The organism is uncultured Brevundimonas sp., from assembly GCF_963977465.1.
In the GTDB taxonomy this organism is placed as follows: domain Bacteria; phylum Pseudomonadota; class Alphaproteobacteria; order Caulobacterales; family Caulobacteraceae; genus Brevundimonas.
The window spans coordinates 509,821-535,147 of sequence record NZ_CAXBOQ010000001.1 but is presented as its reverse complement, the minus strand read 5'-3'; the positions used below and the strand labels follow the sequence as shown (position 1 = coordinate 535,147).

The following is a 25,327-nucleotide window of genomic DNA, read 5'->3' as shown; positions in this document are numbered from 1 at the left end:
TTCAGGCTTTCGGTCGCGGCAGGGCGAATCTCAGCATCAGCCGAAGCAGGCGGTTGAGGGCCAGCCAGCCGCCGATCACCAGGCTGGTGCCGATCGGCACGATCCACCAGCCCAGCACCTCGCGGGCACCGGGCATGGCCGCGAACGACAGCGACCAGCTCCCGGTGTCATGCAGCCACAGTCCGGACGCCGGGACGAACAGCTTGCCCACGGTGGCGATGGCGATGATCGTGAGCGCCAGATAGCCGAAGGCAAACACCAGGCCGAGCACGGTCATGCCCACGCCGCCGCCCAGGGCGGTGACCAGCCCCATGGCGGTCAGGCCCGGTCGCAGGCCGTGACTGGCGCGCTCAAGCAGGGATTCGCTGACGTAGGCCTGTCCCACGACCCGGGCGGAGCCGAGCTTGCGGATGGCACCGGCCATGCGTTGCGCGTCGTCGCCGGTCTCGGCCGCGGCGCTGTCGGCCAGATGGGCGCGGATCTCCTGGAGGATCTCGTGGCGTTCGCTGTCGCCCAGCGGCGCAAGCACCCGGTCCAGCTGCGTCAGATAGGCCGCCAGGGCGGGCAGGGTGACGTCGCTCATCGGGAACTCTCCATCAGCAGCCGGCGAACGGACTCGTCCTGTTTCAGCCATCGGTCCGACATGTCCTTCAGCACCGCGACTCCGTCAGCGGTCAGACGATAGTATTTACGCGGTTGCGCCGTATCGTCGGTCGACCATCGGTGGGTGATCAGGCCGTCCCGGGCCAGTCGGGTCAGGATGGGATAGACCGTGCCCTCGATAATGGCCGACCCAAGGGCGTCGCGGGTGGCGCGGACCAGCTCATAGCCGTACCGCTCGCCCCGCTGCAGCAAGGTCAGCAGGACCAGTTCCAGCAGGCCCTTGCGGACCTGGGATTCCCAGTTGCCAATATCGAAGGGCATGCGCGGATTACCGGGGGGGCTGGCGCACGGCGCGCTGGCCCGAAGCGAAGGTCAGCCCCCCGTCGCTGTCGACCGCGGCGGCCACGTCCGGGCCGACATGGGCGTAGCCATCGATCCAGAGGCCGCCGTCGGCGGTGGCCCAGGCGCGCACGCGCGTCGCCGGCATATCGGTCTCCTGTCCCACGGGCTGCAGTCCGTTGATACGACCCTCGGCGTCGTAAACAATGCCAATGTCCATGGAGCCGCGCGCAAAGTCGATGCGAACCTCGGCGAAGTCGCTGGTGACGGCATAGACGTGGTGGCTGCGATAGGCCCCGAACTGGTCGATGAACTGGCTCCAGGCCCCATCCAGCGCGCCATCCGGCAGGTTGGCGACCATGTCCGGACTGAAGTGCGGTGCCATCCCTGACTGGCCGCTGGTCGCCCAGCCGGTGATGGCCGCCCGGGCGTCCGCTGCGAGCGGGCCTTCGGCGCGGATCAGTTTGGGCAGTTGCAGGGCCGACCAGCCGCCATCGGTCTCCAGCCAGAGCTGGTCCTGCGCGTCGACCGCGAGCGTGAAGGTACGATCTTCCGGCAGGCGGTAGCTGCCCGCCAGCGCCCGGGCTGCCCCGGGCGAGGCGAGCGCCGGAACGGTTGCGGGCATCTGGCCTGCGACCACGGAGGACACCACCCGGCGCAGATAGGTCTCGCTGTCCGACAGGTTATCGAGGTCGAGGGTGCGGTTGAGCTCCCCGAACGTCGCGCGGTGGTGGGCCGGGGTCAGGACCAGATAGCTGACCGCGCCGGGCAGGGCCCCGTCGTGGGCGACCTGACGCACGCCGTCGACGTCCCGGACCAGCCAGCCGAGGGCGAAGGATTCTCCCGGCTTGCGGGTCGGGACCACCGGGGTCCACATCTGTTGCAGGGTTTCCGGCCGGAGGATGCGTCCGGACATCAGGGCCTCGCTCCATTTCAGCAATCCGTCCGGCGTCGCCCGGATGCCGCCGGCGCTGAACATCTGGCTCGGATCGATCACGGGGGCGGGAGTGACGGTGTCGCCGTGCCGTTCGAACGCCGTCGCATCGGGGTAGCCCGGCAGGTCACGGCACAGGCAGAAGGCGTCCGAGACCCCGGCCGGGGCCAGCACCAGACCGTCCAGGGCGGCAGAGTAGGGCTGGCCGGTCACGACCTCGATGATGCGGCCCAGCAGGATGTAGCCGGAGTTCGAATAGCTGTAGCGTGCACCGGGTTCGAACAGCAGGGGCGCGGCTGAAAACTGATCGATCAGGGCGCTTGTGCCGGTCGGCTGTGACAGGGCGTCGAAGTCCGGCGGGCCGTCGCCCAGTCCCTGGTCGTCCTTGAGCAGGCTGGGCACGCCGCCTATGTGACTGAGCAGCTGGGCGATGGTGACGTCGGCGAAGGGGCGGGCCGCGTATTCCGGGAGGTAGGTCTGGACGGTGGCCGCCAGATCGATGCGACCATCCTCGACCAGCCGCATGATCGCGGTGGCGGTCAGTACCTTGGTCACCGAGGCCAGCGGATAGGCGACCCGGGAGCCGTTGACGGTGCTGCCGTCGGCCACCGCGGAACCGCGGGCGTCGACGATGCGGATCGCCCCTTGCTCGGCGGCGGCCACAATGCCCGAGAAACGGCCGACCCTTGCGTCGTCGGCCAGATCGGCGACGGGGCCTGCAGAGGCCTGTCCGGTCGTGACGGCGGCCATCAGAATGGCGCTGCCGATAAGGGGGATCGCCCGGCGGAGGGTGTTCATGTTGGGGCTCCATGACCTGCTGATAGGTTATACCTAGTAGTAGGTACTGAGTTGGCCATGGTTATGTCGAGTTAAATTGCGGACAGGTTCACCGGGCGGGCGGATGGGGCGGGGCAGCCGGTCCCGATGCCGATACGGTGGCGGTTCAGCGCCGCGTCGACTCCCGCGCGGTTCCGGGGAGGTGGCCGGGCAGCGCCTGGGCCCGGCCCTCTATTCGATCGGGCGTTCTGTCGAAAGGAGATCCTCCTCAGACGCGCCGCGCCGCTCCGCCTCGATCGTTTCATCGATATGCACGTCGGGACGCACCGACATTTCTTCGGCCGGAGCCGCAGCGGTCCGCGTCGGCCGTGGGGTCGCAGGCGGGGCCGGCTGCCGTCTGGCCGGGGCGGGGGTCGCTTTCGCCAGGTTGGGAAACTGATCGACCCGCAGGCGATAGATCGGTTCGGGCAGGGTGAAGCCCGCCGCCTCGATCGCCATCTTCGCCGCGCGGATCGAACGGCTTCGCGCCTTGAGGAAGTCCGCCTCGCCCTGATCGATCCAGGCCATGAATTTCAGCACGATATTGCTGTCGCCGACCGCAACGATCAGGCCGCTCGGCGCGGGCTCGGTCAGGATGAAGTCCAGCGCCGCCAGCGCTTCCACCCCGGTGCAGATGGCCGATTCCGGATCGTCCTCGGCGTCGACGCCCAGTTCGAACTCCAGCCGCCGTTCGGGATTGCGCGTGTAGTTGAGGATCACAGCCTTGAACACGATGGTATTGGGGATGCGCAGATGGTTGCCGTCCAGCGTCATCAGCACGGTGGCGCGCGAGGTCAGGCGCACCACCTTGCCCTCCTGACCGTCGATGACGACGTGGTCGTTGGCGCGGAACGGCTGGCGCAGGCTGAGCATGATGCTGGAAATGTAGTTCTCGAGCGCGTCGCGCACCGCGAAGCCGATCGCCAGGCCGATGACCCCGGCCCCGCCCAGCACCGTGCCCATCAGGGCCGTGGCCCCGACGAGATTGAGCGCCATCACGATACCCACCACCACGCTGACCACCCGAATGGCCTGGGCCAGCAGGTCGCCGACAAACGGGTTGGGCGTCAGCCGCCGCCAGAACCGGTTGAACGACGCCAGCCACCAGCCGAGGATCACAAAGCCCGCCAGCACCAGACCGCCGAGTAGCAGCAACGGGGCGGCGTTGAAGGCCGACCGCAACAGGCCGGTCAGCTTCTGCAGGAAGGGCGAGACCCGTTCACCGACATCGACGCTGGTCTCGATGTCGTTGCGGACCGCGACGACGCCTTCGACCCGGCCGGCGATGTTTTCGGCGCGATCCAGGTCGTCCCGGTCTGCCAGCGCCCCGCCCAGTGTGACCACGCCCTCGGCCACGCGCACCTGCACAGCGGAAAGCGTGTCCAGTTCGCCGAAGATGCGGCGCAGGCGCTCGGCGATGGCGGCGTCTGATTGCGCATCGCTCCGGGTGCTGATGACCGGCGCGTCCTGGACGGGCTCGACCGTCTGGGCGTGGGCGCGATCAGGCGTCGAGATCAGGCAGCCGGCCAGGGTCAGACAGGCGACCAGATATCCGAAACTGATCTTCTCCTTCATGTGGTCATCCCGAAATTCACGTACCGAAACACCGGGGCGTGGTGCGGGTATTGTTCAGTAAACCGGTGCAACACGCAAAGGGGTTCGCGGCCCGGTCCGGGCGACAGTCCCGGTCGAGCTGGGGCCTAGCCCACCACCGCGGTGGTCTCGATCTCGATGCGGGCGGCGTCCTCGATCAGGCCCTTGACCTCGACCACGGCCATGGTTGGGTAGTGGGCCCCGATGCGCTCGCGCCAGACGGCCCCGATGTCGCGCTGGGCGGCGAGGTATTCGGCCTTGTCGACGATGTACCAGGTCATGCGGACGATGTGTTCGGGCCCGGCACCGGCCTCGGCCAGGATGGCCAGGGTGTTGTCGATGGTCTGGCGGAACTGGGCCGCGAAGCCGTCAGGGAACTGCCCCACCGTGTCCCAGCCGATCTGGCCGGAGACGAAGACCAGCTGGCCGGTGGCGGCGATGCCATTGGAATAGCCCCTCGGTCGGGGCCAGCCTTCGGGCAGCAGGACGCGGTTCATGGCTGGCTCTCCAGGAAGGGGGCGATGCGGGTGCGAAGGGGTTCGGGCCAGGGCTCGGGCTTCATGGACTGACCGACGTAGACGATGGTCTGGCTGGCTTCGAAACGCAGCTGGTCGCCGGAGGTTATGCGGTGGCGCAGGCCACAGGAGGCCCCGCCCAGTTTGGTCACCGTCAAGGCGAAGGTCAGCGCGTCCTCGAGCCGCGACGGGGCGATGAAGCGGGCCTCGACGGCGGCGGTGGGCACGCTGACGTGGCGGTTGAGATGCAGCTCGCGGAACGAGACCTGCAGCGGACCGGCGAACCAGTCCTCGACCACGCCGTTGAGCATTTCGAAATAGCGCGGGAAGAAGACGATGCCGGCGGCGTCGCAGTCGGCGAAGCGCACGCGACGTTCAGCGGTGAAGATCTGGCCGGTCATGCGTCCGCCTTGAGCCGGAAACGCTGCAGCTTGCCGGTCTGGGTCTTGGGCAGGGCGTCCACGAAGGCCAGCGCCCGGGGGTATTTGTAGGGGGCGATGACGCTCTTCACGTGGGTCTGAAGCTCGCACGTCAGGGCGTCGGACGGTGTGTGGTCCGGGTTCAGCACCACGAAGGCCTTGACGATCTGGCCGCGTTCCTCGTCGGGAACGCCGATCACAGCGGCCTCGGCCACGGCGGGGTGGCGCAGCAGGGCGTTTTCCACCTCGGGCGCGCCGATATTGTAGCCGGACGATACGATCATGTCGTCGGCCCGGGCCACGAACCAGAAATAGCCGTCCTCATCCAGCCGGTAGACGTCGCCGGTCAGGTTCCAGCCGTCCTGAACATAGGCGGCCTGCCGCGCGTCATCGAGATAGCGGCAGCCGGTCGGGCCGCGCACGGCGAGGCGGCCGGTTTCCCCGGCGGGGAGGGGCCTGCCGTCCGCGTCGATGATGCGGGCCTCATAGCCGGGGACGGGCTTGCCCGTGGCACCGGGCCGGATGTCGTCGCCGCCGGCCGAGATGAAGATATGGATCATCTCGGTCGAGCCGATCCCGTCGATGATGCGGACGCCGGTCGCGTCGTGCCAGGCGTCGGAGGTGGCGGCGGGCAGGGCCTCGCCGGCCGAGACACAGGTGCGCAGGCTCGACAGGTCGTGCGCGTCCGTCAGCTTCAGCAGGGCGCGATAGCCGGTCGGGGCCGTGAAAATGGCGGTGGCCCGGTGGCGGGCGATGGTCTCTGCCAGGGTATCAAAGCCGGGGCAGGGGGCGAAGGCGGTCGCGGCACCCACCGCGGCGGGGAACACCACCAGCCCGCCGAGGCCGAAGGTGAAGGCGATCGGCGGGGTGCCGACCACGATGTCGTCGCTGGTCAGGCCGACGATATGGCGGCCGAAGGTGTCGGCCATGGCCAGGATGTCGCGGTGACCGTGGACGCAGCCCTTGGGCTGGCCGGTGGTGCCCGAGGTGAAGGCGATCAGGGCCGGGTCGTCGGCGGCGGTGTCGACCGCGTCGAAACCGATACCGGGCGGCTGCGCTTGGGCGGCCTTCTGCAGCGTGGCGGAGTCCATGACCTGGGTGAGCGACGGGGCGGTCGCCTGCGCCTCGGTCACAGCCTCGACGAGCGTCTCATGGACCAGGGCATGGCTGATGCGGGCCTTGTCGATGACGATGGCCAGTTCGGCGGCGCGCAGCATCGGCATGGTGGCGACCACGACGCCGCCGGCTTTCAGGATGGCGAACCAGGCCAGCACCGTCCACGCCGCGTTGGGGCCGTGCAAGAGGACGCGGTTGCCGGGGACCAGACCCATGTCCTCGACCAGCACCCGCGCCATCCGGTTGGAGATGGCGTCAACTCGGCCCCATGAAAACTCGAGATCGTGGTCGATCAGCGCGCGGGCCTCGGGACCGGCGGCGGCGAGGGCGCGGCGCAGCAGTTCAGCGGCGGCGTTGACCCGCTCGGGATGGGCCAGTTCCGGCAGGCTGAAGATCAGATCGGGCTGCTGCTCAGCAGGTGGCAGATGGTCCAGCACGAACCGGTCGAGATGCGCGCTGCGGGCCATCAGGTCCCTCCCGCCATGGCGGCCAGCGCCTGTCGGGCGATGACGATCTTCTGCACCTCCGAGGCCCCCTCATAGATGCGCAGGGCCCGGATTTCGCGATACAGCCGCTCGACCGGGTTACCGGACACGACGCCGAGCCCGCCGAACAGCTGGACTGCCGCATCGATTACGGCCTGGGCCTCATCAGTAGCGTAGAGCTTGGCCATGGCCGCCTCGCGGGTGATGCGCGGTGCGCCCTGATCCTTGAGCCAGGCGGCGCGGTAGATCAGCAGGGCCGAGGCGTCGATCTTCAACGCCATGTCGGCCAGCGAGGCCTGGACCAGCTGCAGGTCGCTCATCGGGGCCCCGAACAGGGTGCGGGCGGTGGTGCGGGCGGCGGCCTCGTCGAAGGCGCGGCGCGAGAAGCCGAGGGCGGCGGCGGCGACGGTCGAGCGGAACACGTCCAGCGTGGCCATGGCGATGCGGAAGCCTTCGCCGGGCTGACCCAACAGGCGGTCGCCGTCGATGCGACAGGCGTTGAAACGGATCGTGGCCAGCGGATGCGGGGCCATCAGCGGGATGCGTTCGACGATCTCGAAACCGGGCGTGTCGGCATCGACGACGAAGGCACTCAGGCCCCTTGCCCCGGGGGCCTCGCCGGTGCGGGCGAAGACGGTGTAGCGGTCGGCGAGGCCGCCGTTGGAAATGAAGGTCTTGGTCCCGTCCAGCACCCAGCCGTCACCGTCGCGACGGGCGGTGGTCGACAGGGCGGCGACGTCGGACCCCGCCTCGGGCTCGGACAGGGCGAAGGCGGCGATGGTCTGACCCGACGCCACGCCGGGCAGCCAGCGGTCCTTCTGGTCATCGGTACCGAACAGGCTGATCGGGCCGGTGCCCAGCCCCTGCATGGCGAAGACAAAGTCGGCCAGGCCCGAACGCCGCGCCAGGGTCTCGCGCGTCAGGCACAGGGTACGCACGTCCAGCCTGCCGTCGACGTCGGGCACAGCGTTGTTCAGCCAGCCGCCGTCGGCGAGGGCCTTGAGGATGCGGCGGCAGTCGCCGTCCAGATCATGGTCGCCGTGCAGATTGACCGTCGTGGCATTGGCCTCGGCCCAGCGTTCCAAATCAGCGGCGAAGGCGCGGTGGCGGTCGTCGAAGAAGGGCCAGTCGAGGAAGGTGCGATCGCTCATGGCTCAGTTCCCCTCGAACACCGGATCACGCTTGGCCGCGAAGGCCTCGAAGGCGCGGCGGAAATCCTTCGTCTGCATGCAGATGGCCTGGGCCTGGGCCTCGGACTCGATGGCGGCGTCGAGGCTCATGTCCCATTCGAGGTTGAGCTGGGTCTTGGTGATCCCGTGCGCGAACGTGGGCCCCTTGGCGAGCGACTGGGCCAGTTCGCGTGCGGCTCCCATCAGGGCGTCCGGCTCGACCAGCCGGTTGTGGAAGCCCCAGCGCTCGCCCTCGTCGGCGGTCATGATACGGCCGGTGAACAGCAGTTCCGAAGCCCGGCCCTGACCGATCTGGCGGGGCAGGATGGCGCAGGCCCCCATGTCGCAGCCGGCCAGGCCGACGCGGGTGAACAGGAAGGCGGTCTTCGTTTTCGGGGTGGCGATCCGCATGTCGGAGGCCATGGCCATGATCGCGCCGGCCCCGACGCATATGCCGTCCAGCGCGGCGATGATCGGCTGCGGACAACCGCGCATGGCCTTGACCAGATCGCCGGTCATGCGGGTGAAGTCGAGCAGGGCCGGCATGGCCATCTCGGTCAGCGGACCGATGATCTCATGCACGTCGCCGCCGGACGAGAAATTCCCCCCGGCCCCGGTGATGATCACCACCTTGCAGTCGCGGGCATGGACGAGGGCGCGGAACAGGTCGCGCATCTCGGCATAGGAGTCGAAGGTCAGCGGATTTTTCCGCTCTGGCCGGTTCAGGGTCAGGGTGGCGATCCCGTCGTCATCGACCGACCAGAGAAAATGTTCGGCCTTGTAGTCGCGCGCCTTCATGGGGTCGGCTCCGTGTGCGGTTGCAGCGAGCGTTTGGTGCGCTCCAGCAGATGGGTCAGGTCTTCGGCCTCGGTGTCGCTGAGACCGGCGAACAGGGTTTCGATCCAGTGTTCGTGGGCGGCGGCCATGGCGGCGAAGCGGGTGCGACCCGTCAGCGTCAGCCGGATCCGCTGCACACGCCGATCCGGACCCGGCAGGGATTCGATCAGGCCGTCGGCTTTCAGGCGCGCCGCCAGACCGGTGACGTTGCCGTTCGACACCATCAGCATGCCGGCGGCCTCGCCCATGGTCAGGCCGGGGTCGCCGGCGCGGTCGAGCGCCGCCAGCATGTCAAAGCGGGGCAGGGTGGTGTCGAAGGTGTCGCGCAGGCGCTGGGAAATGGTCTGTTCGATCGTGGTGGTGCAGGTCAGCAGACGCAGCCAGAGGCGCAGCGCCCGCTTGCCGTCCGGGGCACCGCCGAGCCTGTCGGGGAGCAGGGCGGCGGTCGGGCTCACAGCTCGCCTCCGGCCACCGACAAGGCCACGCCGTTGACGCCCGAGGCCCCGTCGCCGCACAGCCAGACGATGGTCTGGGCCACTTCGTCGGGGGTGATCAGCCGGCCCTGGGGATTGGAGGCGGCGAGGGCGGCGCGGGCCTCGTCCTCGGTGCGGCCGGTCTTGCCGGTGATAGCTGCGACCGAACGGGCGACGAGGTCGGTGTCGGTGAATCCGGGGCAGACCGCGTTGACGGTGACGCCCTTGCTGGCGACCTCCAGCGCCACGGCGCGGGTCAGGCCGACCAGCCCGTGCTTGGCCGCCACATAGGCCGATACATAGGGGTAGCCTTTCAGCCCCGCGGTCGAGGCGACATTGACGATCCGGCCCCAGCGACGCGTCAGCATGCCCGGCAGCACCAGTCGCGCGGCCTCGGCCGGGGCCTCGAGATTGAGGGCCAGCATGGCGCGCAGGTCGTCAGCTGAGGTCTTCAGGAACGGTGCGGACGAGGCGGTGCCGGCGTTATTGACCAGGATGTCGATCGGGCCGAAGCGGTCGCGGCCGACCTCGATGGCGGCGGCGAGGGCGTCGGGGTCGGTCACGTCGGCCGGGGCGACGAAGGCTGCGTCGCCGATGCGGTCGGCGGACTCGGTCAGGCGACCCAGGTGACGACCGATCAGCGTGACCTGGCACCCCGCCTCGGCCAGCCGTTCGGCCGTGGCGCGGCCGATGCCGGAGCCGGCACCGGTGATCACCGCATGGCGTCCCTGCAGACTCATACCGCCTCCGCCTGTTGTTGTTTCTCGAGGTTGCGGGCCAGCTGGGCGAAGCCGGCGCGGTACTGGACCGGCGGCTGGAGGCCGCGCCAGCCGAGCTCGGCGGCGGCGCGCAGGCTCCAGTTCGGATCGGCCAGATGCGGCCGGGCCAAGGCGCACAGGTCGGCGCGCCCGGCGGCGAGGATGCTGTTGACGTGGTCGGTCTCGTAGATGTTACCGACGGCCATGGTGGCGACGCCCGCTTCGTTGCGGATGCGATCGCTGAACGGAGTCTGGAACATGCGGCCGTAGACGGGCTCGCCTTCCGGCGTGGTCGATCCGGCGGAGACGTCGATCAGGTCGCAACCGGCGTCGGCGAAGGCGCGGGCGATGATCACCGTCTCCTCGGGTGTGATGCCGTCGTCGACCCAGTCGGTGGCCGACAGGCGCACCGACATGGGGCGGTCGTCGGGCCAGGCCGCGCGCATGGCGGCGAAGACCTCCAACGGGAAACGCAGCCGGTTTTGGACGGAGCCGCCGTAGTCGTCGGTGCGATGGTTCGACACCGGGGTCAGGAAGGACGACAGAAGATAGCCGTGGGCGCAGTGCAGTTCGACCATATCAAAACCGGCCTCGACGGCCCAGCCGACGGAGCGGACGAAGTCGTCGCGGACGCGGTCCATGTCGGCGCGGGTCATTTCGCGCGGGACCTGATCCCCCTCTGACCAGGCGATGGGTGAGGGCGCGATGAGCTCCCATCCGTCGGTAATCAATGGTTGATCGGCTCGTGGCCCCCACGGCCGTTCGACCGAGCCCTTGCGGCCGGCGTGGGCCAGCTGGATGGCGATGCGCGCGCCCTGACCGTGGACGAAATCGACGATCCGTTTCCAGGCGTCGCGGTGTTCGGGCCGGTACATCCCCGCGCAGCCGGGGGTGATGCGGGCGTCGGCCGAGACGTCGGTCATCTCGGTGAAGACCAGCCCGGCTCCGCCGAGAGCGCGACCGCCGAGGTGGACCAGATGGAAGTCGTTGATCAGCCCGTCCTCGGCCGAATACATGCACATGGGCGAGACCACGACGCGGTTGGCCAGGGTCAGGCCGCGCAGTTGCAGCGGGGCGAACATGGGGGCGGGCGGGCTGGCCGAGGGCGGGGCACCGGCGCTGTCCGCGAACCAGCGCTCGACTCCGGTCAGGAACGTCTCGTCCCGCAGGCGCAGGTTCTCGTGGCTGACGCGCTGGCTGCGGGTCAGCAGGCTGTAGGTGAACTGCAGCGGATCGAGGTCGACGTAGCGGTCGACCGTCTCGAACCATTCGGTCGAGTTGCGGGCGGCGCTCTGCAGCTTCAGCACCTCGATCCGGCGTTCGGCCTCATAGATGGCGAGGGCGGCGTCGAGGTCATCGCCATCGGTCAGGGCCCCGGCCAGATGGATAGCGTCCTCGAACGCCAGCTTGGTGCCCGAGCCGATCGAGAAATGCGCGGTGTGGGCCGCGTCGCCCAGCAGCACTACTTTACCGTCGCGCCAGTTCGAGCAGGCGACGCGCGGGAAGTTGAGCCAGGCCGAGCCGCGGATATGCCGCGCATTGCTCATCAGGGCGTGGCCATCCAGCCAGTCGGCGAACAGGGCCTCGGCCGCGCGGCAGGTCTGGTCCTGATCCAGCTCGTCGAAGCCGAGACCGCGCCAGGTTGCCTCGGTGCATTCGACGATGAAGGTCGAGGCCCCCGGTTCGAACTGGTAGGCGTGGGCCCAGATCCAGCCGTGCGGGGTCTCGACGAAGGCGAAGGTGAAGGCGTCGAACGCCTGATGCGTGCCCAGCCAGATGTATTTGTTGGTGCGCACATCGACGTCGACCCCGAAGGTCTCAGGCCGGGCATTGCGGGTCAGGCTGTTCAGGCCGTCGGCGGCGACCACAATGTCGGCGTCCTGCGCCCAGGCGTCCGCGACCTCGGACTCGAACCGTAGCTCGACGCCGAGGGCGCGGGCGCGGTCGTGCAGGATGGTCAGCAGCCGCTGGCGCCCGATACCGGCAAAGCCGTGGCCGCCCGAGCGTATGGTCCGGCCGTGGATATGGACGTCGATGTCATCCCAGTGGACGAAGGCCGCCTCGATCAGGGCCGCGGTTTCGGGATCATTGGCCTTGAGGTTGGCCAGGGTCTGGTCGGAGAAGACCACCCCCCAGCCGAAGGTGTCATCCGGGCGGTTACGCTCATACACGACTACCGTCAGCGACGGATCGCGCAGCTTCAGGGAGATGGCGACGTAAAGCCCGCCCGGACCGGCACCCACGACGGCGATGCTTCTGACGGCGCGACTCGACGACATGTTTTAAGCCTAAAATAGTTGAACCGCGACGTCCAGCGGCGGATGGCGGGCGCGTTCCGGCATGCCCTGAGACTGCACGGCGGTGCGCCTCAAATTCCAGGCCCGGGTACAGCGCCTTCCGTCAACGGTGCGACGCTCGTCGGAGCTGTCGTCTGAATAGCGACAGGTTTCAGGATTTCGCCGCCGCGGACAGGGTGGGATTCGAACCCACGGTAGGCTCACACCTACGGCGGTTTTCAAGACCGCTGCCTTAAACCACTCGGCCACCTGTCCTGCGGACCGGATTCGCAAATCCGGTGCGGGCGAGGGGGCATAGCAAACAAACGGCGGATTAACCAAAGCGGAAATGTCTTGGGTCATGCTTGAGTCATCATGAAACCTGCGCCGACCGCCATGACCACGAGAATGCTGAAGGGGGCCCTGATCCTGGGCCTGATGTCGCTGCTGGCCGCCTGCGCCAGTGGCGGGGTGCGGGACGGGGGCTATGCGGCCGCGGCGCGGATGCCGGTGGTGACCGATCCGGCGCCGATCGTGTCGGGCACAATGCGGCCCTATCAGATCCGCGGCCAGTGGTACCGACCGGTCGAGGATCCCAACTATGACGTGACCGGCCTGGCCTCCTGGTACGGCGACCAGTTCAACGGCCGCCCGACTGCGACCGGCGAGATTTTCGACATGCATGCCCTGACCGCAGCCCACAAGACCCTGCCGCTGCCGGGTCTGGTCGAGGTCACCAACCTAGCCAACGGGCGCAGCGTGGTGCTGCGGGTCAATGACCGGGGGCCGTTCGTCGACAATCGCGTCATCGACCTGTCGCGCGGCGCGGCCGAGGAACTGGACCTGCTGTCGCGCGGCGTCGGTCAGGTGCGGGTGCGTTATCTGGGCCGGGCTCCGCGCCAGGGCGGCGGCATGCGCCTGCAGACAGCCTCGGCCGCCGCGCCGGTCCGGGCGGAAGCCCCGGCCCCCGCGCCGGTCTACGGCGGCACGGCCTACTGGATTCAGGCCGGGGCCTATGCGAATCGGCGCACGGCGCAGCGGATCGCCCGACGCCTGGGCGACACGGCGGCCGTCGACGAGGTCCGGACGAGTCAGGGCACGCTGTACCGGGTGCTGGTCGGGCCCTGGAATGACGCCAACGCCGCCGAACGGGCCCGTCAGGCCATTCTGGCGCGCGGGATCGACGACGCCCTGTTGATATCCGCCTCCTGATATCCGGCGAAGGCTTTGCACGGCGGCCCGGGGTCGCCATGGTGCGCCGGTGTCCCGTGGAATCTTCATCACCCTGGAAGGCGGCGAGGGAACCGGCAAGTCGACCCAGACCCGCCGGCTCGTCGACCGCCTGCGCGCCCTCGGGCACGGCGTCGTGCAGACGCGCGAGCCCGGCGGCTCGACCGGGGCCGAGGCGATCCGCAACCTGGTGGTGGCCGGCGACGCCGAGCGCTGGTCGCCGCGCACCGAGACCCTGCTGATGTATGCGGCCCGCTCCGACCATCTGGAGCGGACCATCCGCCCGGCGCTTGAGAGCGGGACCTGGGTCGTCTGTGACCGGTTCGCCGATTCCAGCCGCGCCTATCAGGGGGCCGGGGGCGGGGTGCCGCCGGCCTTCATCGAGGCACTGGACGCCGGCATCGTCGCCGGTGACCAGCCGGACCTGACCCTGGTGTTCGACCTGCCGGTCGAGGTCGGGCTGGAGCGGGCGTTCGGGCGTGGCCTGTTCGAGACCCGGTTCGAGTCCAAGGGTCTGGCCTTCCATACCCGGCTGCGCGAGGGCTTTCTGGCCATCGTCCGCGACCATCCCGACCGCTGCGTGCTGATCGACGCCGACGGCGACGAGGACACGGTCGAGGCCCGGGTCTGGGCCGCTGTTCAGGCGCGCACGGCATGAGCGAGCATCCGCGCGACCGTTTTGACCTGATGCCGGATCTGGCGGCCGAGACCGCCTTTGTCGAGGCCTGGGATCGCGGGCGACTGCATCACGCCTGGCTGTTGTGCGGGGTCGAGGGTACCGGCAAGGCCAGCTTCGCCTATCGCGCCGCGCGGCGGCTGCTGGGGGCAGAACCAGACCCGACGCGGGGTCCGCTGGGGGCGCGGCCGGGCGATCCGGTCAGCCAGCTGGTCTCGGCCCAGTCGCACCCGGACCTGATGGTGCTGGAACGGCTGGTCGAGGGCGGCAAGACCAAGAAGTCCATCTCGGTCGACCAGGCCCGCGATTTGCCGGAATTCTTTTCCAAGAGTCCGTCCCGAGCCCGGTACCGGGTCGCGATTGTCGATGCTGCGGACGACCTGAATCCCAATGCTGCCAATGCCTTGTTAAAAGTTCTTGAGGAGCCGCCTGCGCGCGGTGTGCTGCTGCTGGTGACGCATGCGGCGGGGCGGCTGCTGCCGACGATCCGCTCGCGCTGTCGCCGGCTGGCCTTTCCGGTCTGGTCCCCGGCGGCGCTGGAGCAGTTGCTGGGCGACCGGGCCGGGCTGGAGGCGGAGGAGGCAGGTCGTATCGCCGGACTGGCCAATGGCTCGCCGGGCGCGGCCCTGGCGCTGGCTTCGGGCTCGACTCTGGAGGCGGATCGGCTGGCGCGCAGCTGGGTCGAGGCGGCCACGGTCGACCGGGCCGAGGCCCTGAAGATCGCGGACGGCTTCCGCGGGGCCGAGGGCCAGGCCCGGTTCGAGACGCTAATGGACCGGCTGATCGCGGCGGTGAAGGTTCGGGCCCTCGGGGAAAGCGAGGGTGAGAGCCGGGGGCAGGGGGGGCGCTGGGCCGAGCTGTGGACCCGGCTGTCGGAGTTGCCTGACCGCACCGCCGGGCTGAACCTTGATCGCGGTGACGTGCTGGCCGGGGCGCTGGCCGATCTGGCGCGGACCAAGGCGGCCGGCTGATGCTGATCGACAGCCACGTAAACCTGCACGCACCGCAGTTCGACGAGGATCGCGACGCTGTCATCGCCCAGGCCCGCGCCGCCGGAGTCGGCCTGATGGTCGAGATTTCGGACCGGCTGACGACGTTCGAGGCGACCCATGCGCTGGCCATGGCGCATGACGACATCTGGTGCACGGTCGGGGTGCATCCACATGAGGCCAAGGACGCACCGGACTTGACGGCGCAAACCCTGATTGATCTGGCCGCGCGTCCCAGGGTGATCGGCATCGGTGAATGCGGCCTGGACTTCCACTATGACCTGAGCCCGCGCGATATCCAGGCGACCGTGTTCCGCCAGCATATCGCCGCCGCACGCGAGACCGGCCTGCCGCTGGTCGTGCATACGCGTGAGGCCGACGATGTGATGGGCGCGATCCTGGCCGAAGAACACGCTGCCGGGCCGTTCAAGCTCCTCATGCATTGCTATACCAGTGGTCAGGAACTGGCTGATCTGGCAGTTGAACTGGGGGCGTGGTTCTCGGTGTCGGGGATCGCCACCTTCAAGGCGGCCGAGGATGTCCGGGCGGTGATCCGCACCCTGCCGTCCGACCGGCTGATCATCGAAACCGACTGCCCCTATCTGGCCCCGATGCCGCATCGGGGTCGGCGCAACGAACCGGCCTATGTCGGCCATGTGCTGGAGAAGCTGGCCGAAATCCGCGGCTGGAGCGCCGAAGAGGCCGACCGTCAAACGACCGAGGCCTTCTTCGCCCTGTTCGACCGCATTCCGCGTCCGGCGGGGGCCTGACGGCCATGGCGGGCGAGCTGGAGGTCGTGATCCTGGGCTGCGGATCGTCTGGCGGGGTGCCGCGCGGCGACGGTGACTGGGGCCGCTGTGATCCGGCCGAGCCCCGGAACCGCCGCAGTCGCTGTTCACTGCTGCTGCGCCGCCACGGGCCTGACGGCATCACCAGCGTTTTGATCGACACCTCGCCCGACATCCGGAGCCAGGCGCTGGCCGCCGGGATCCGCCACGTCGACGCCGTACTCTACACCCACGACCATGCCGACCAGACGCACGGTATCGACGACCTGCGGGTGTTCGCCATGCGGGCGCGCGGGCGGATTCCGGCCTGGATGGATGCGGCGACGCGCGCGGCCCTGACCGGACGATTTCCCTACATCTTCGACAGTGTCGAGGGCTATCCGGCCATTCTGGAGGCGCAGGCCATCCCGCCGCACGGCCAAGCCTGGAGTGTTAACGGCGCGGGTGGCCCCGTGCCCGTTAACACCTTCGATCAGGCGCACGGACCGATCCGCTCGGTCGGCTACCGGATCGGTCCGGTGGTCTATTCCAGCGACGTCTCGGGGCTGGATGAACGCGCGATGGAGGCCGTGCGTGGCGCGGAGCTCTGGATCGTCGATGCCTTGCGCTGGACGCCGCATCCGACGCACGCCCATCTGGATCGCACGCTGGAGTGGGTCGCGCGGTCCGGAGTGCCGAGAGCCGTGCTGACAAACTTGCATCTTGATCTGGATTACAACGCCTTGTCGGCCATCGTGCCGGACGGTGTTGAGGTAGCGTTCGACGGCTGGAACGGTCGGTTTTCGCTGTGACGGACCAGTCCAGCGGCGTTTTATCATCTTCAAATTTCGCATAATATATCTTAGGCGATAAATGGATCGCGAAATCGAGGCATGGATTCGCCCCCCTCTACGTTACGCTTCCGAACAGCTTGCCAATGCCGGCGGTGGCGGCCAGGGCCACGGCCCCCCAGAACACGACGCGGGCCACCGGCCGCAACAGACCGGCCCCACCCGCCCGGGCACCAGCGGCCCCCAAGGCCGCGAGAAAGATCAGTGAGGTCGCGCTGACCAGCGGAATAGTCAGGCTGGACGGTGTCAGGCTGACGACGATCAATGGGGCCGCCGCGCCAACCGCGAAGGTCAGGGCCGATGTCCAGGCGGCCTGAATGGGGCGTGCCGTGCTTATTGCGGAAATGCCCAGTTCGTCGCGGGCGTGGGCGCCGAGGGCATCCTTGGCCATCAGCTGGGTGGCGACCTGAACCGCCAGGTCCGGGCTCAGGCCCCGCATGATGTAGATTCCGGCCAGTTCGTGGTGTTCGGCTTCGGGATTGGTGGCCAGTTCCTCGGCCTCGCGTGCCAGATCGGCCTTTTCGGTGTCTGACTGGGAGCTGACCGAGACGTATTCCCCCGCTGCCATCGACAGGGCCCCGGCGACCAGCCCGGCTCCGCCGGCGATCAGGATGGCGCTCTTGGAGGATCCAGCGGCGGCGACGCCGACGATCAGGCTGGCGGTCGAGACGATGCCGTCATTGGCTCCCAGAACGGCGGCGCGCATCCAGCCGATGCGGGACACGAGGTGGGACTCACCATGGGCATGAAGACGGCTCATCCGGCTATTCGACGCTGTCCCGCCGCCTGAGGCAAGGCCCGGCGGCGGCCTACAGGTGGATCATGCGGCCGTAGGCGTCCAGCGCGGACTCATGCATCGCTTCCGACATGGTCGGGTGCGGATAGACGGTGCCGTGCAGGTCTTCCTCGGTCGCTTCGAGGGTGATGGCGGTGACAAACCCCTGGATCATCTCGGTGACCTCGGCCCCGATCATATGGGCGCCGATCAGCGCACCCGTCTTCGCGTCGAAGATGGTCTTGACGAATCCGTCGGTGTCACCGGCTGCGATGGCCTTGCCGTTCACCTTGAAGGGGAAGCGGCCGACCTTGACCTCACGCTTGGCCTCGCGGGCCCCCTGCTCCGTCAGCCCGACCGAGGCGATCTGCGGCTGCGAATAGGTGCAGCCGGCGATCGGCGAATGCACGTTGGGCGTCTTCCACGCCGCGATGTGCTCTGCGGCGTGGATGCCCTCGTGCGAGGCCTTGTGTGCCAGCCATGGGGCTCCGGCGCAGTCGCCTATGGCGTACAGGCCTTTGACGTTGGTCTGGCAATGGCCGTCGATGGTGATGTGGCCGCGGTCCATCTTGACGCCCAGGGCGTCCAGTCCGATGCCGTCGGTGTTGGCGGTAATGCCGACGGCCGAGATGCAGACCTCGGCCTCGAGGGTTTCGGACTTGCCGCCGGCCTCGATCGCGACCTTGACGCCCTTGCCGCTCTTGGTGACCTTGGTGACCTTGGCGTCGACACGGAATTTGAAGCCACGTTTCTCGAATGATTTCTGTGCGGCCTTGGACACTTCCTCATCTTCGACGGGAAGGATGCGCGGCAGCGCTTCCACCACGGTGACGTCGACGCCGAGGGCGCGATAGAAGCTGCCGAACTCGATGCCGATGGCACCCGAGCCGATGACGATGATCGATTTGGGCAGGCTCTTGGGGGCCATGGCCTCGCGATAGGCCCAGATGCGCTCGCCATCGGCTTCCAGGCCGATCTGCGGCAGGGCCCGGGCCCGGGCACCGACGGCCAGAATGACGGCTTTCGCTTCGACCGTGCGGTTGCCACCGGCCTTGAGGGCAATGACCACCTTCGGGGCGGCGCTGCCCTTTTCAAGCTTCGCGGTCCCCTCGATGACCTCGATCTTGTTCTTCTTCATCAGATAGCCGACGCCGGCGTTCAGCTGTTTGGCCACGCCGCGCGAACGGGCGATGATGGCGTCGAAATCGAAGCCGACCTTTTCGGCTGACAGGCCGAAATCCTTGAGGTGCGACAGGCTTTCGTACTTCTCGCCCGACTTGAGCAGGGCCTTGGTCGGGATACAGCCCCAGTTCAGGCAGATGCCGCCCAGCAGGTCGCGCTCGACGATGGCCACCTTCTGGCCCAGCTGGGTGGCGCGGATGGCGGCCACATAGCCGCCCGGTCCCGAGCCGATGACGATGAGATCGAATTCAGCCACGGTGTCTTCCCTACGCCAGCATCGTCACAGGATCTTCGATCATCGGCTTGAACGCCTGCAGGAAGCGCGCGCCGATGGCGCCGTCGACGACGCGGTGATCGCAGGTCAGGGTGACCGTCATCACAGTGGCGATCGCCAGCTGGCCGTTCTTCACGACCGGGCGTTGCTCCCCTGCCCCGACGCTCATGATCGCGCCCTGCGGCTCGTTGATGATCGAGGAGAAGGCCTTGATGCCGAACATGCCCAGGTTCGAGACCGAGAAGGTGCCGCCCTGGAACTCTTCGGGCTTCAGCTTGCGCTCGCGAGCGCGCTTGGCCAGGTCTTTGGCCTCAACGGCGATCTGCGACAGGGATTTGGTCTCGGCCTTGCGGATGATCGGGGTGATCAGGCCGCCGTCGATCGCCACCGCCATCGCCACATCGGCGTTGTGGTGCATAGCGATGCCTTCCGGCGAATAGCTGGCATTGGCTTCCGGCACGGCCTTGAGGGCCATGGCCGCGGCCTTGATCACGAAGTCATTGACCGAGACCTTGACGCCGTCCTTTTCGAGCAGGGCGTTGACCCTGGCGCGGGCGGCCAGCAGGGCGTCGATCTCGACGTCGATGAACAGTGGGAAATGCGGCACCTGCTGGATCGCATCGACCATGCGGCGGGCGATGGCCTTCTTCATCCCGTCCAGCGGGATCAGGTCGTAGCTGCCGTCCGGGATACCCATCTGGGCCAGGGACTGGACCTTGCGCGGCTCGGCACTCGCGGTGGCATTGGCGGCAGGTCGGGCTTCACCCTTGCCGGCGGCCTCAATGTCGCGCTTGACGATCCGGCCGTGCGGGCCGGAGCCGGTCAGGGAACCCAGATCCAGACCGGCCTGTTCGGCCAGGCGACGGGCCAGGGGCGAGGCAAAGATGCGCGCGCCGTCAGCCCGTTTGGCGGCCGGTGCCGCCTTGGCCGTTTCGCCCTTCGTCTCGGCCACTTCGGTTTTTTTAGTCTTGGTGGTGTCGGCCTTGGGAGCGGTGTCCGTCTCCGGCTTCGCCTCGGCTTTTTCCGCCTTATCGGTCCCGGCCTTGGGGGCCTCGGCCTTCGGGGCGGGCGCGGCGGTCTCACCGTCCTGCCTGAGCCGGGCGATCGGCGAGTTGACCTTCACGCCCTCGGTGCCTTCGGCCACGAGGATCTCGGTGATCTCGCCCTCGTCGACGGCCTCGACCTCCATGGTTGCCTTGTCGGTCTCGATCTCGGCCATGACGTCACCGGCCTTGACCGTGTCGCCGACCTTGACGAGCCATTTGGACAGAACGCCCTCCTCCATGGTCGGAGACAGAGCGGGCATCAGGATGTCGGTCATGCCATCACCGCCTTCACAGCCTTGATGATCTTGTCCACGCCCGGCAGGGACAGCACTTCCAGATTGGCGGCATAGGGCAGCGGCACGTCTTCCTGATGCACCCGAAGCGGCGGAGCGTCGAGATAGTCGAACGCGTGTTCGATGACCCGGGCCACGACCTCGGCCCCGACGCCCATCGGGCCCCAGCCTTCCTCGGCGCTGACCAGACGGCTGGTCTTCTTGACGCTCTCGACGATGGTCTCGTGGTCCAGCGGCCGCAGCGTACGCAGGTCGATGACCTCGCAGCTGATGCCGTCCTCGGCCAGTGTCTCGGCGGCCTTGAGGGCAAACCCGACCATGCGGCTGTGCGCGGTGATGGTCACGTCGGTACCCTCGCGGCGCACCCGGGCCTTGCCGATCGGCAGGACCCAGTCCTCGATCTCCGGCACGTCGAATTCGGTGCCGTACATCATCTCATGCTCGAGGAAGACGACGGGGTTCGGATCGCGGATCGCCGCCTTGAGCAGGCCCTTGGCATCGGCCGCATCGTAGGGAGCGACGACCTTCAGGCCGGGAACGTTGGCGTACCAGGAGGAATAGTCATGACTATGCTGGGCCCCGACCCGGCTGGCCGCGCCGTTCGGACCGCGGAAGACGATGCCGGCGCGGATCTGGCCGCCGGACATGTACAGGGTCTTGGCCGCCGAGTTGATGATGTGATCGATGGCCTGCATGGCGAAGTTGAAGGTCATGAATTCGACGATCGGCTTCAGACCGGCGAAGGCTGCCCCGACGCCGAGACCGGCGAAGCCGTGTTCGGTAATCGGGGTGTCGACGACGCGCTTGTCGCCAAACTCCTGCAGCAGATCGCGGCTGACCTTGTAGGCCCCCTGGTACTGGGCGACTTCCTCACCCATCAGGAAAACGGACTCGTCGCGGCGCATCTCCTCGGCCATGGCGTCGCGCAGAGCGTCGCGAACCGTGGTGCGCACCATCTTCGTGCCTTCGGGAATATCGGGATCGCGCAGTTCGGTCTTGGTGACGGCGGGCGTCGGTTCCGTTTCGGACTCAGCCGGGGCCTCCGTCTCTGCCTCTTTGGCTTTCGGCTCAGCGTCGGCCTTGGGTGCAGGCGCAGCGGCCCCATCCTCACCGGCCAGACGGGCGATCGGCGTGTTGACCTTCACGTTCTCGGACCCCTCGGCCACCAGAATTTCCAGCACCTCGCCCTCGTCGACGGCCTCGACCTCCATCGTCGCCTTGTCGGTCTCGATCTCGGCGATGACATCACCGGCGGAGACGGTGTCTCCGGCCTTGATATGCCATTTGGTCAGCGTGCCCTCTTCCATCGTGGGGGACAGCGCCGGCATCAGAATGTCGGTCAACGCTCAGGCCTCCACATAGACGTCGGTGTAGAGCTCGGACGGATCCGGCTCCGGGCTTTCCTGGGCGAAGCGGACGGCTTCGGCGACGATGGCCTTGATCTCGGCGTCGATGGCCTTGAGCTCGTCCTCGGTGGCCTTGGCGTCCGCCAGCAGCAGTTTGATGTGATCGATCGGGTCGCGGGTCTTCTTGACCTCGTCGACCTCTTCCTTGGACCGGTATTTGGCCGGATCACTCATGGAATGACCGCGGTAGCGATAGGTCTTCACCTCGAGGATGTAGGGGCCTTCCCCTTCCCTCGCGCGTTTGACAGCCTTGGCCACGGCGTCGCGCACGGCCAGCACGTCCATGCCGTCGACCTGTTCGCCGGGGATGCCGAAGCTGGCCCCGCGCTGGCTCAAGTCAGTTGTGGAGGACGAGCGCTCGATGCTCGTGCCCATGGCGTACTGGTTGTTCTCAATGATGTAGATGGCCGGCAGCTTCCACAGCTGCGCCATGTTGAAGCTCTCATAGACCTGGCCCTGGTTGGCCGCACCGTCCCCGAAATAGATGAAGGCGACGCTGTCGTCTTCCCGGTAGCGACCGCTGAAGGCCAGGCCGGTGCCCAGCGCCACCTGGGCCCCGACGATACCGTGGCCGCCATAGAAGCCGGTGGCGGTGTCGAACATGTGCATCGAGCCGCCCTTGCCCTTGGACGAGCCGCCCGAGCGTCCGGTCAGTTCGGCCATTACCTCATTCGGGTCCATGCCGGCGGCCAGCATATGGCCGTGGTCACGGTAGCCGGTAATGATCTTGTCGTGGCCCTGACGCACGCTCTCCTGCACGCCCACAGCCACGGCTTCCTGGCCGATATACAGATGGCAGAAGCCGCCGATCAGGCCCATCCCGTAGAGCTGACCCGCGCGTTCCTCGAAACGGCGGATCAGTACCATCTCGCGGTAGAAGCGCAGCAGGTCCTCCTTGGAGGCTGTCGGCGTATTGGGCAGTTTTGTCGCCTTGCTGGAATCAGCTTTGGCGGCGGGGGCCTTCGCCATCCGTCATCTCCCGGCTGGACCCCCGTATGAAGGGCCTCTTGTCGTTACGGAAAGGGGCTTTAGCAGCCTTCGTTCCCCAAAGGCAAAGCGCCCCGTCGGCCCTGTAACGAAAGTTCAGGACTTCCGGGCGGTTGCCCTGCCCGGGACCATGGCCGGGGCGGTGTTGGAGATCGGGATCACATAGTCGCGAGGGTCGGCGAAACCGATGACGGCCCGGGCGCGCTCTTCCAGCAGATCGCGCGACAGACTGTCGCTGCGCAGATAGCGCACGCGGACCTCGAGGTCGCTGCGCTCGGCCACGAGCTGGTGCAACTGGGTTTCGCGGGCGTCCAGCAGCGCGTCGCGCTGGCCGCCGCTCAGCAGGCCGCGCTGACCGGTCAGGGCCTGAACGCCGAGGTAGACGATCATCAGCAGAAGGCAGGCAGACAGGGTGTAGGACTTCATCCGTTCAGGCACCACTTACGCTCGTTCTGAGCGCGAACTTGTAATGACTGAAACCTGACCGGAAATGCCTAACAAACCGTAGCTTGGCCGTAAGCCTTTGCGATCTATTTGAGCAGCATGCCGTCGCCGAAATAGACGCCCTGGTCGCCCAGCATCTCTTCGATGCGCAGCAACTGGTTGTATTTGGCGGTGCGGTCCGACCGCGCCAGCGACCCGGTCTTGATCTGTCCGCAGTTGGTGGCCACGGCCAGGTCGGCGATGGTCGAGTCCTCGGTCTCGCCCGAACGGTGGCTCATGACCGCTGTATAGCCGGCGCGCTGGGCCATATCGACGGCGTCCAGCGTTTCGGACAGGGTGCCGATCTGGTTGACCTTGATCAGGATGGAATTGGCCAAACCCTCGCCGATACCGGCGGCCAGACGGATCGGATTGGTCACGAACAGGTCGTCGCCGACGATCTGGACCCGGTCGCCGAGACGGTCGGTCAGCTGTTTCCAGCCGTCGAAATCATCCTCGGCGCAGCCGTCCTCAATCGAGATGATCGGGAAGCGTTCGCACAGGTCGGCCAGATAGTTGACCATGCCGTCCTGATCGAGGGTCTTGCCCTCCCCCGCCAGCACGTATTTGCCGTCCTTGAAGAATTCGGTGGCGGCGACGTCGAGACCCAGGTGGAAGTCCTCGCCCGCCAGATAGCCCGCCGCCTGTCCGGCGCGGGTGATGAAGGCAAGGGCCTCTTCGGCTGAGCCCAGGTTGGGGGCAAAGCCGCCCTCGTCGCCGACATTGGTGTTGTGACCGGCGTCCTTGAGTTGGGCCTTGAGGGCGTGGAAGATCTCGGCCCCCATGCGCAGGGCCTCCGAGAAGCTGTCGGCCCCGGTCGGCAGGATCATGAACTCCTGGATGTCGATCGGATTGTCGGCATGGGCGCCGCCGTTGATGATGTTCATCATCGGCGTCGGCAGCACCCGGGCCGTGACCCCGCCCAGATAGCGATACAGCGGCAGGTTGGAGGAGATGGCGCTGGCCTTGGCGCAGGCCAGCGACACGCCGAGGATGGCGTTGGCACCCAGTCGACCCTTGTTCTCGGTGCCGTCCAGCGAGATCAGCGCCTCGTCGATACGGCGTTGGTCCTCGGCATCCATGCCGGACAGGGCGTCGAAGATCTCGCCGTTGACGGCGTCGACGGCCTTGCCGACGCCCTTGCCGCCCCACAAGTCCTTGTCGCCGTCGCGCAGTTCCACCGCCTCGTGAGCCCCGGTCGACGCGCCCGAGGGAACGGCGGCGCGGCCGAAACTGCCGTCATCCAGGATCACATCGACCTCGACCGTCGGATTGCCGCGGCTGTCGAGGATCTGGCGGGCGACAATGTCGGCGATGTCGGTCATGGAGCGGCTCTATGCAGGGAGGGAGGACGCTCGCGGTGTAGCCCAGCCGTCCGGATACGCCAATGGTCAGGCGCAGCCTTCGACATACAGGATGGACGGGCCGCCGACGGCGACCCCCTGAACCCGCCCGTCCGCGCCGATGTTGTAGCGCACGCCCCTGGCCGCCGGACTGTCGTGGTCGGTCGTGGTCCAGGTGGTGACGTATTCCGCCGGGGCATCGGCATATTTGTGCGGGCTGACCCGGGCGTCGGGGCCGTAGGCCTGTTTCACCGCTGCGGCTGTGTCGCCGATACCCAGGCCCCGGTCGGTCTTGAGGACGCTGGTGCTGCCGAGTTGAACGCTGGTCAGCACGCCATTTTCCACCATCACGTACAGGCCCTCGGGAGCCCGCGCCGGGTGGAACATGTCACAGGATTCGGGATCGGGACCGCCGACGGTGTTCGGGTTGTCGTTTGCGCCCATGGCGGCAATGACCTCAGCCCGGGTCATGCCGATCCGCAGCGGCCCGTAGCCTTCAGCCGTGAGCGCGTTTGCGGGTGCGGGGGGCGTGGGTGTCTGCGGCACCGACGGCGCGGAGGCTGGCGGGGCCGGTTCGGGGGAATTGCAGGCGGACAGGCCCAGAAGGGCGACGGATCCTAGGGTGGCTATACGGATCATGGCGGGTCTCCAGATGGGTTTCCGGAGCTACAACGCACGAAAACGGCGCGCGA

General features: G+C 67.7%; 25 protein-coding genes and 1 tRNA gene. 5 read left to right on the top strand and 21 right to left on the bottom strand.

All coding sequences use genetic code 11. The annotated features are described in order from the left end of the window. Position 1: 1 nt before the first annotated feature. The 13 genes from AAC067_RS02845 to AAC067_RS02785 all read right to left on the bottom strand — a co-directional run bounded on the left by AAC067_RS02845 (position 2) and on the right by AAC067_RS02785 (position 12,609). On the bottom strand, positions 2 to 583 hold the full coding sequence (locus tag AAC067_RS02845; protein WP_339929324.1) for a hypothetical protein: 582 nt from the start codon (positions 581 to 583) through the stop codon (positions 2 to 4). Next, the gene (locus AAC067_RS02840; protein ID WP_339929322.1) at positions 580 to 924 is read right to left on the bottom strand and encodes a PadR family transcriptional regulator; all 345 of its coding nucleotides are present in this window, start codon (positions 922 to 924) and stop codon (positions 580 to 582) included. Before AAC067_RS02840 ends, AAC067_RS02845 begins: the two co-directional genes overlap by 4 nt. Positions 925 to 931: 7 nt before the next feature. Further along, positions 932 to 2,674, bottom strand: coding sequence for a serine hydrolase (locus AAC067_RS02835; protein WP_339929320.1), 1,743 nt, complete (start codon positions 2,672 to 2,674; stop codon positions 932 to 934). Between the two features lie 210 nt (positions 2,675 to 2,884). Further along, entirely contained in the window at positions 2,885 to 4,267 is a 1,383-nt protein-coding gene (locus AAC067_RS02830; RefSeq protein ID WP_339929318.1) for a mechanosensitive ion channel domain-containing protein, read from the bottom strand. A 125-nt stretch (positions 4,268 to 4,392) separates the two neighbouring features. Then, positions 4,393 to 4,782 (bottom strand): RidA family protein, encoded by a 390-nt coding sequence (locus AAC067_RS02825; protein ID WP_339929316.1) that lies wholly within the window; start codon positions 4,780 to 4,782, stop codon positions 4,393 to 4,395. After that, positions 4,779 to 5,201, bottom strand: a complete 423-nt coding sequence (locus tag AAC067_RS02820) for a thioesterase family protein (RefSeq protein ID WP_339929314.1) — start codon at positions 5,199 to 5,201, stop codon at positions 4,779 to 4,781. The genes AAC067_RS02825 and AAC067_RS02820 overlap by 4 nt, the downstream gene beginning before the upstream one ends. Continuing rightward, entirely contained in the window at positions 5,198 to 6,802 is a 1,605-nt protein-coding gene (locus tag AAC067_RS02815) for an AMP-binding protein (protein ID WP_339929312.1), read from the bottom strand. The genes AAC067_RS02820 and AAC067_RS02815 overlap by 4 nt, the downstream gene beginning before the upstream one ends. Further along, a complete protein-coding gene (locus tag AAC067_RS02810) occupies positions 6,802 to 7,971 on the bottom strand; it encodes an acyl-CoA dehydrogenase family protein (RefSeq protein WP_339929310.1) in 1,170 nt (389 codons plus the stop codon). Before AAC067_RS02810 ends, AAC067_RS02815 begins: the two co-directional genes overlap by 1 nt. Positions 7,972 to 7,974: 3 nt before the next feature. Beyond that, positions 7,975 to 8,787: an enoyl-CoA hydratase family protein gene (locus AAC067_RS02805; protein WP_339929308.1), complete on the bottom strand. Its 813-nt coding sequence runs from the start codon at positions 8,785 to 8,787 to the stop codon at positions 7,975 to 7,977. After that, positions 8,784 to 9,281 carry a MarR family transcriptional regulator gene (locus AAC067_RS02800; protein WP_339929306.1) on the bottom strand — a complete coding sequence of 166 codons (498 nt, stop codon included), beginning with the start codon at positions 9,279 to 9,281 and terminating at the stop codon, positions 8,784 to 8,786. The genes AAC067_RS02805 and AAC067_RS02800 overlap by 4 nt, the downstream gene beginning before the upstream one ends. Further along, positions 9,278 to 10,039 carry an SDR family NAD(P)-dependent oxidoreductase gene (locus AAC067_RS02795; RefSeq protein WP_339929304.1) on the bottom strand — a complete coding sequence of 254 codons (762 nt, stop codon included), beginning with the start codon at positions 10,037 to 10,039 and terminating at the stop codon, positions 9,278 to 9,280. The genes AAC067_RS02800 and AAC067_RS02795 overlap by 4 nt, the downstream gene beginning before the upstream one ends. Then, positions 10,036 to 12,336 carry a bifunctional salicylyl-CoA 5-hydroxylase/oxidoreductase gene (locus AAC067_RS02790; protein WP_339929302.1) on the bottom strand — a complete coding sequence of 767 codons (2,301 nt, stop codon included), beginning with the start codon at positions 12,334 to 12,336 and terminating at the stop codon, positions 10,036 to 10,038. Before AAC067_RS02790 ends, AAC067_RS02795 begins: the two co-directional genes overlap by 4 nt. Positions 12,337 to 12,522: 186 nt before the next feature. Next, positions 12,523 to 12,609 (bottom strand) — tRNA-Ser (locus tag AAC067_RS02785). A gap of 99 nt (positions 12,610 to 12,708) precedes the next feature. Here AAC067_RS02785 and AAC067_RS02780 point away from each other — a divergent pair. The 5 genes from AAC067_RS02780 to AAC067_RS02760 are packed head-to-tail and all read left to right on the top strand — an operon-like array spanning position 12,709 to position 16,807. After that, positions 12,709 to 13,545, top strand: coding sequence for a septal ring lytic transglycosylase RlpA family protein (locus AAC067_RS02780; RefSeq protein ID WP_339929300.1), 837 nt, complete (start codon positions 12,709 to 12,711; stop codon positions 13,543 to 13,545). Positions 13,546 to 13,594: 49 nt separating this feature from the next. Next, complete coding sequence (gene tmk / locus AAC067_RS02775) at positions 13,595 to 14,221, top strand: dTMP kinase (protein WP_339929298.1); 627 nt, start codon at positions 13,595 to 13,597, stop codon at positions 14,219 to 14,221. Next, positions 14,218 to 15,210, top strand: coding sequence for a DNA polymerase III subunit delta' (locus tag AAC067_RS02770; protein ID WP_339929296.1), 993 nt, complete (start codon positions 14,218 to 14,220; stop codon positions 15,208 to 15,210). Before tmk ends, AAC067_RS02770 begins: the two co-directional genes overlap by 4 nt. After that, positions 15,210 to 15,998, top strand: coding sequence for a TatD family hydrolase (locus AAC067_RS02765; RefSeq protein ID WP_339929294.1), 789 nt, complete (start codon positions 15,210 to 15,212; stop codon positions 15,996 to 15,998). Before AAC067_RS02770 ends, AAC067_RS02765 begins: the two co-directional genes overlap by 1 nt. 5 nt (positions 15,999 to 16,003) lie before the next feature. Then, a complete protein-coding gene (locus AAC067_RS02760; RefSeq protein WP_339929292.1) occupies positions 16,004 to 16,807 on the top strand; it encodes an MBL fold metallo-hydrolase in 804 nt (267 codons plus the stop codon). Positions 16,808 to 16,904: 97 nt separating this feature from the next. Here AAC067_RS02760 and AAC067_RS02755 read toward each other — a convergent pair whose 3' ends face one another. The 8 genes from AAC067_RS02755 to AAC067_RS02720 all read right to left on the bottom strand — a co-directional run bounded on the left by AAC067_RS02755 (position 16,905) and on the right by AAC067_RS02720 (position 25,274). After that, positions 16,905 to 17,606, bottom strand: a complete 702-nt coding sequence (locus tag AAC067_RS02755) for a VIT family protein (RefSeq protein ID WP_339929290.1) — start codon at positions 17,604 to 17,606, stop codon at positions 16,905 to 16,907. A gap of 49 nt (positions 17,607 to 17,655) precedes the next feature. Next, positions 17,656 to 19,059 (bottom strand): dihydrolipoyl dehydrogenase, encoded by a 1,404-nt coding sequence (lpdA, locus tag AAC067_RS02750; RefSeq protein WP_339929288.1) that lies wholly within the window; start codon positions 19,057 to 19,059, stop codon positions 17,656 to 17,658. A gap of 10 nt (positions 19,060 to 19,069) precedes the next feature. Beyond that, complete coding sequence (locus AAC067_RS02745; protein ID WP_339929286.1) at positions 19,070 to 20,398, bottom strand: pyruvate dehydrogenase complex dihydrolipoamide acetyltransferase; 1,329 nt, start codon at positions 20,396 to 20,398, stop codon at positions 19,070 to 19,072. Then, positions 20,395 to 21,759, bottom strand: coding sequence for a pyruvate dehydrogenase complex E1 component subunit beta (locus AAC067_RS02740; protein WP_339929284.1), 1,365 nt, complete (start codon positions 21,757 to 21,759; stop codon positions 20,395 to 20,397). Before AAC067_RS02740 ends, AAC067_RS02745 begins: the two co-directional genes overlap by 4 nt. 3 nt (positions 21,760 to 21,762) lie before the next feature. Continuing rightward, positions 21,763 to 22,791: a pyruvate dehydrogenase (acetyl-transferring) E1 component subunit alpha gene (pdhA, locus tag AAC067_RS02735; RefSeq protein ID WP_339929282.1), complete on the bottom strand. Its 1,029-nt coding sequence runs from the start codon at positions 22,789 to 22,791 to the stop codon at positions 21,763 to 21,765. A 114-nt stretch (positions 22,792 to 22,905) separates the two neighbouring features. Continuing rightward, positions 22,906 to 23,235, bottom strand: a complete 330-nt coding sequence (locus AAC067_RS02730) for a septum formation initiator family protein (protein ID WP_339929280.1) — start codon at positions 23,233 to 23,235, stop codon at positions 22,906 to 22,908. 104 nt (positions 23,236 to 23,339) lie between these two features. Further along, positions 23,340 to 24,617, bottom strand: coding sequence for a phosphopyruvate hydratase (gene eno / locus AAC067_RS02725; RefSeq protein ID WP_339929278.1), 1,278 nt, complete (start codon positions 24,615 to 24,617; stop codon positions 23,340 to 23,342). A 66-nt stretch (positions 24,618 to 24,683) separates the two neighbouring features. Further along, positions 24,684 to 25,274, bottom strand: a complete 591-nt coding sequence (locus AAC067_RS02720; protein ID WP_339929276.1) for a hypothetical protein — start codon at positions 25,272 to 25,274, stop codon at positions 24,684 to 24,686. Between the last annotated feature and the right edge of the window lie 53 nt (positions 25,275 to 25,327).

What these genes read in the sequence shown, in the direction of transcription:
- AAC067_RS02805 (WP_339929308.1), bottom strand. Translation starts at nt 8,787, where the DNA reads ATGAAGGCGCGCGACTACAAGGCCGAACATTTTCTCTGGTCGGTCGAT.
- AAC067_RS02795 (WP_339929304.1), bottom strand. Translation starts at nt 10,039, where the DNA reads ATGAGTCTGCAGGGACGCCATGCGGTGATCACCGGTGCCGGCTCCGGC.
- AAC067_RS02730 (WP_339929280.1), bottom strand. Translation starts at nt 23,235, where the DNA reads ATGAAGTCCTACACCCTGTCTGCCTGCCTTCTGCTGATGATCGTCTAC.
- AAC067_RS02840 (WP_339929322.1), bottom strand. Translation starts at nt 924, where the DNA reads ATGCCCTTCGATATTGGCAACTGGGAATCCCAGGTCCGCAAGGGCCTG.
- AAC067_RS02825 (WP_339929316.1), bottom strand. Translation starts at nt 4,782, where the DNA reads ATGAACCGCGTCCTGCTGCCCGAAGGCTGGCCCCGACCGAGGGGCTAT.
- pdhA (WP_339929282.1), bottom strand. Translation starts at nt 22,791, where the DNA reads ATGGCGAAGGCCCCCGCCGCCAAAGCTGATTCCAGCAAGGCGACAAAA.
- AAC067_RS02820 (WP_339929314.1), bottom strand. Translation starts at nt 5,201, where the DNA reads ATGACCGGCCAGATCTTCACCGCTGAACGTCGCGTGCGCTTCGCCGAC.
- AAC067_RS02830 (WP_339929318.1), bottom strand. Translation starts at nt 4,267, where the DNA reads ATGAAGGAGAAGATCAGTTTCGGATATCTGGTCGCCTGTCTGACCCTG.
- AAC067_RS02755 (WP_339929290.1), bottom strand. Translation starts at nt 17,606, where the DNA reads ATGAGCCGTCTTCATGCCCATGGTGAGTCCCACCTCGTGTCCCGCATC.
- AAC067_RS02770 (WP_339929296.1), top strand. Translation starts at nt 14,218, where the DNA reads ATGAGCGAGCATCCGCGCGACCGTTTTGACCTGATGCCGGATCTGGCG.
- AAC067_RS02765 (WP_339929294.1), top strand. Translation starts at nt 15,210, where the DNA reads ATGCTGATCGACAGCCACGTAAACCTGCACGCACCGCAGTTCGACGAG.
- AAC067_RS02720 (WP_339929276.1), bottom strand. Translation starts at nt 25,274, where the DNA reads ATGATCCGTATAGCCACCCTAGGATCCGTCGCCCTTCTGGGCCTGTCC.
- AAC067_RS02790 (WP_339929302.1), bottom strand. Translation starts at nt 12,336, where the DNA reads ATGTCGTCGAGTCGCGCCGTCAGAAGCATCGCCGTCGTGGGTGCCGGT.
- AAC067_RS02815 (WP_339929312.1), bottom strand. Translation starts at nt 6,802, where the DNA reads ATGGCCCGCAGCGCGCATCTCGACCGGTTCGTGCTGGACCATCTGCCA.
- AAC067_RS02780 (WP_339929300.1), top strand. Translation starts at nt 12,709, where the DNA reads ATGAAACCTGCGCCGACCGCCATGACCACGAGAATGCTGAAGGGGGCC.
- AAC067_RS02835 (WP_339929320.1), bottom strand. Translation starts at nt 2,674, where the DNA reads ATGAACACCCTCCGCCGGGCGATCCCCCTTATCGGCAGCGCCATTCTG.
- AAC067_RS02760 (WP_339929292.1), top strand. Translation starts at nt 16,004, where the DNA reads ATGGCGGGCGAGCTGGAGGTCGTGATCCTGGGCTGCGGATCGTCTGGC.
- AAC067_RS02745 (WP_339929286.1), bottom strand. Translation starts at nt 20,398, where the DNA reads ATGACCGACATCCTGATGCCCGCTCTGTCTCCGACCATGGAGGAGGGC.
- eno (WP_339929278.1), bottom strand. Translation starts at nt 24,617, where the DNA reads ATGACCGACATCGCCGACATTGTCGCCCGCCAGATCCTCGACAGCCGC.
- AAC067_RS02845 (WP_339929324.1), bottom strand. Translation starts at nt 583, where the DNA reads ATGAGCGACGTCACCCTGCCCGCCCTGGCGGCCTATCTGACGCAGCTG.
- AAC067_RS02810 (WP_339929310.1), bottom strand. Translation starts at nt 7,971, where the DNA reads ATGAGCGATCGCACCTTCCTCGACTGGCCCTTCTTCGACGACCGCCAC.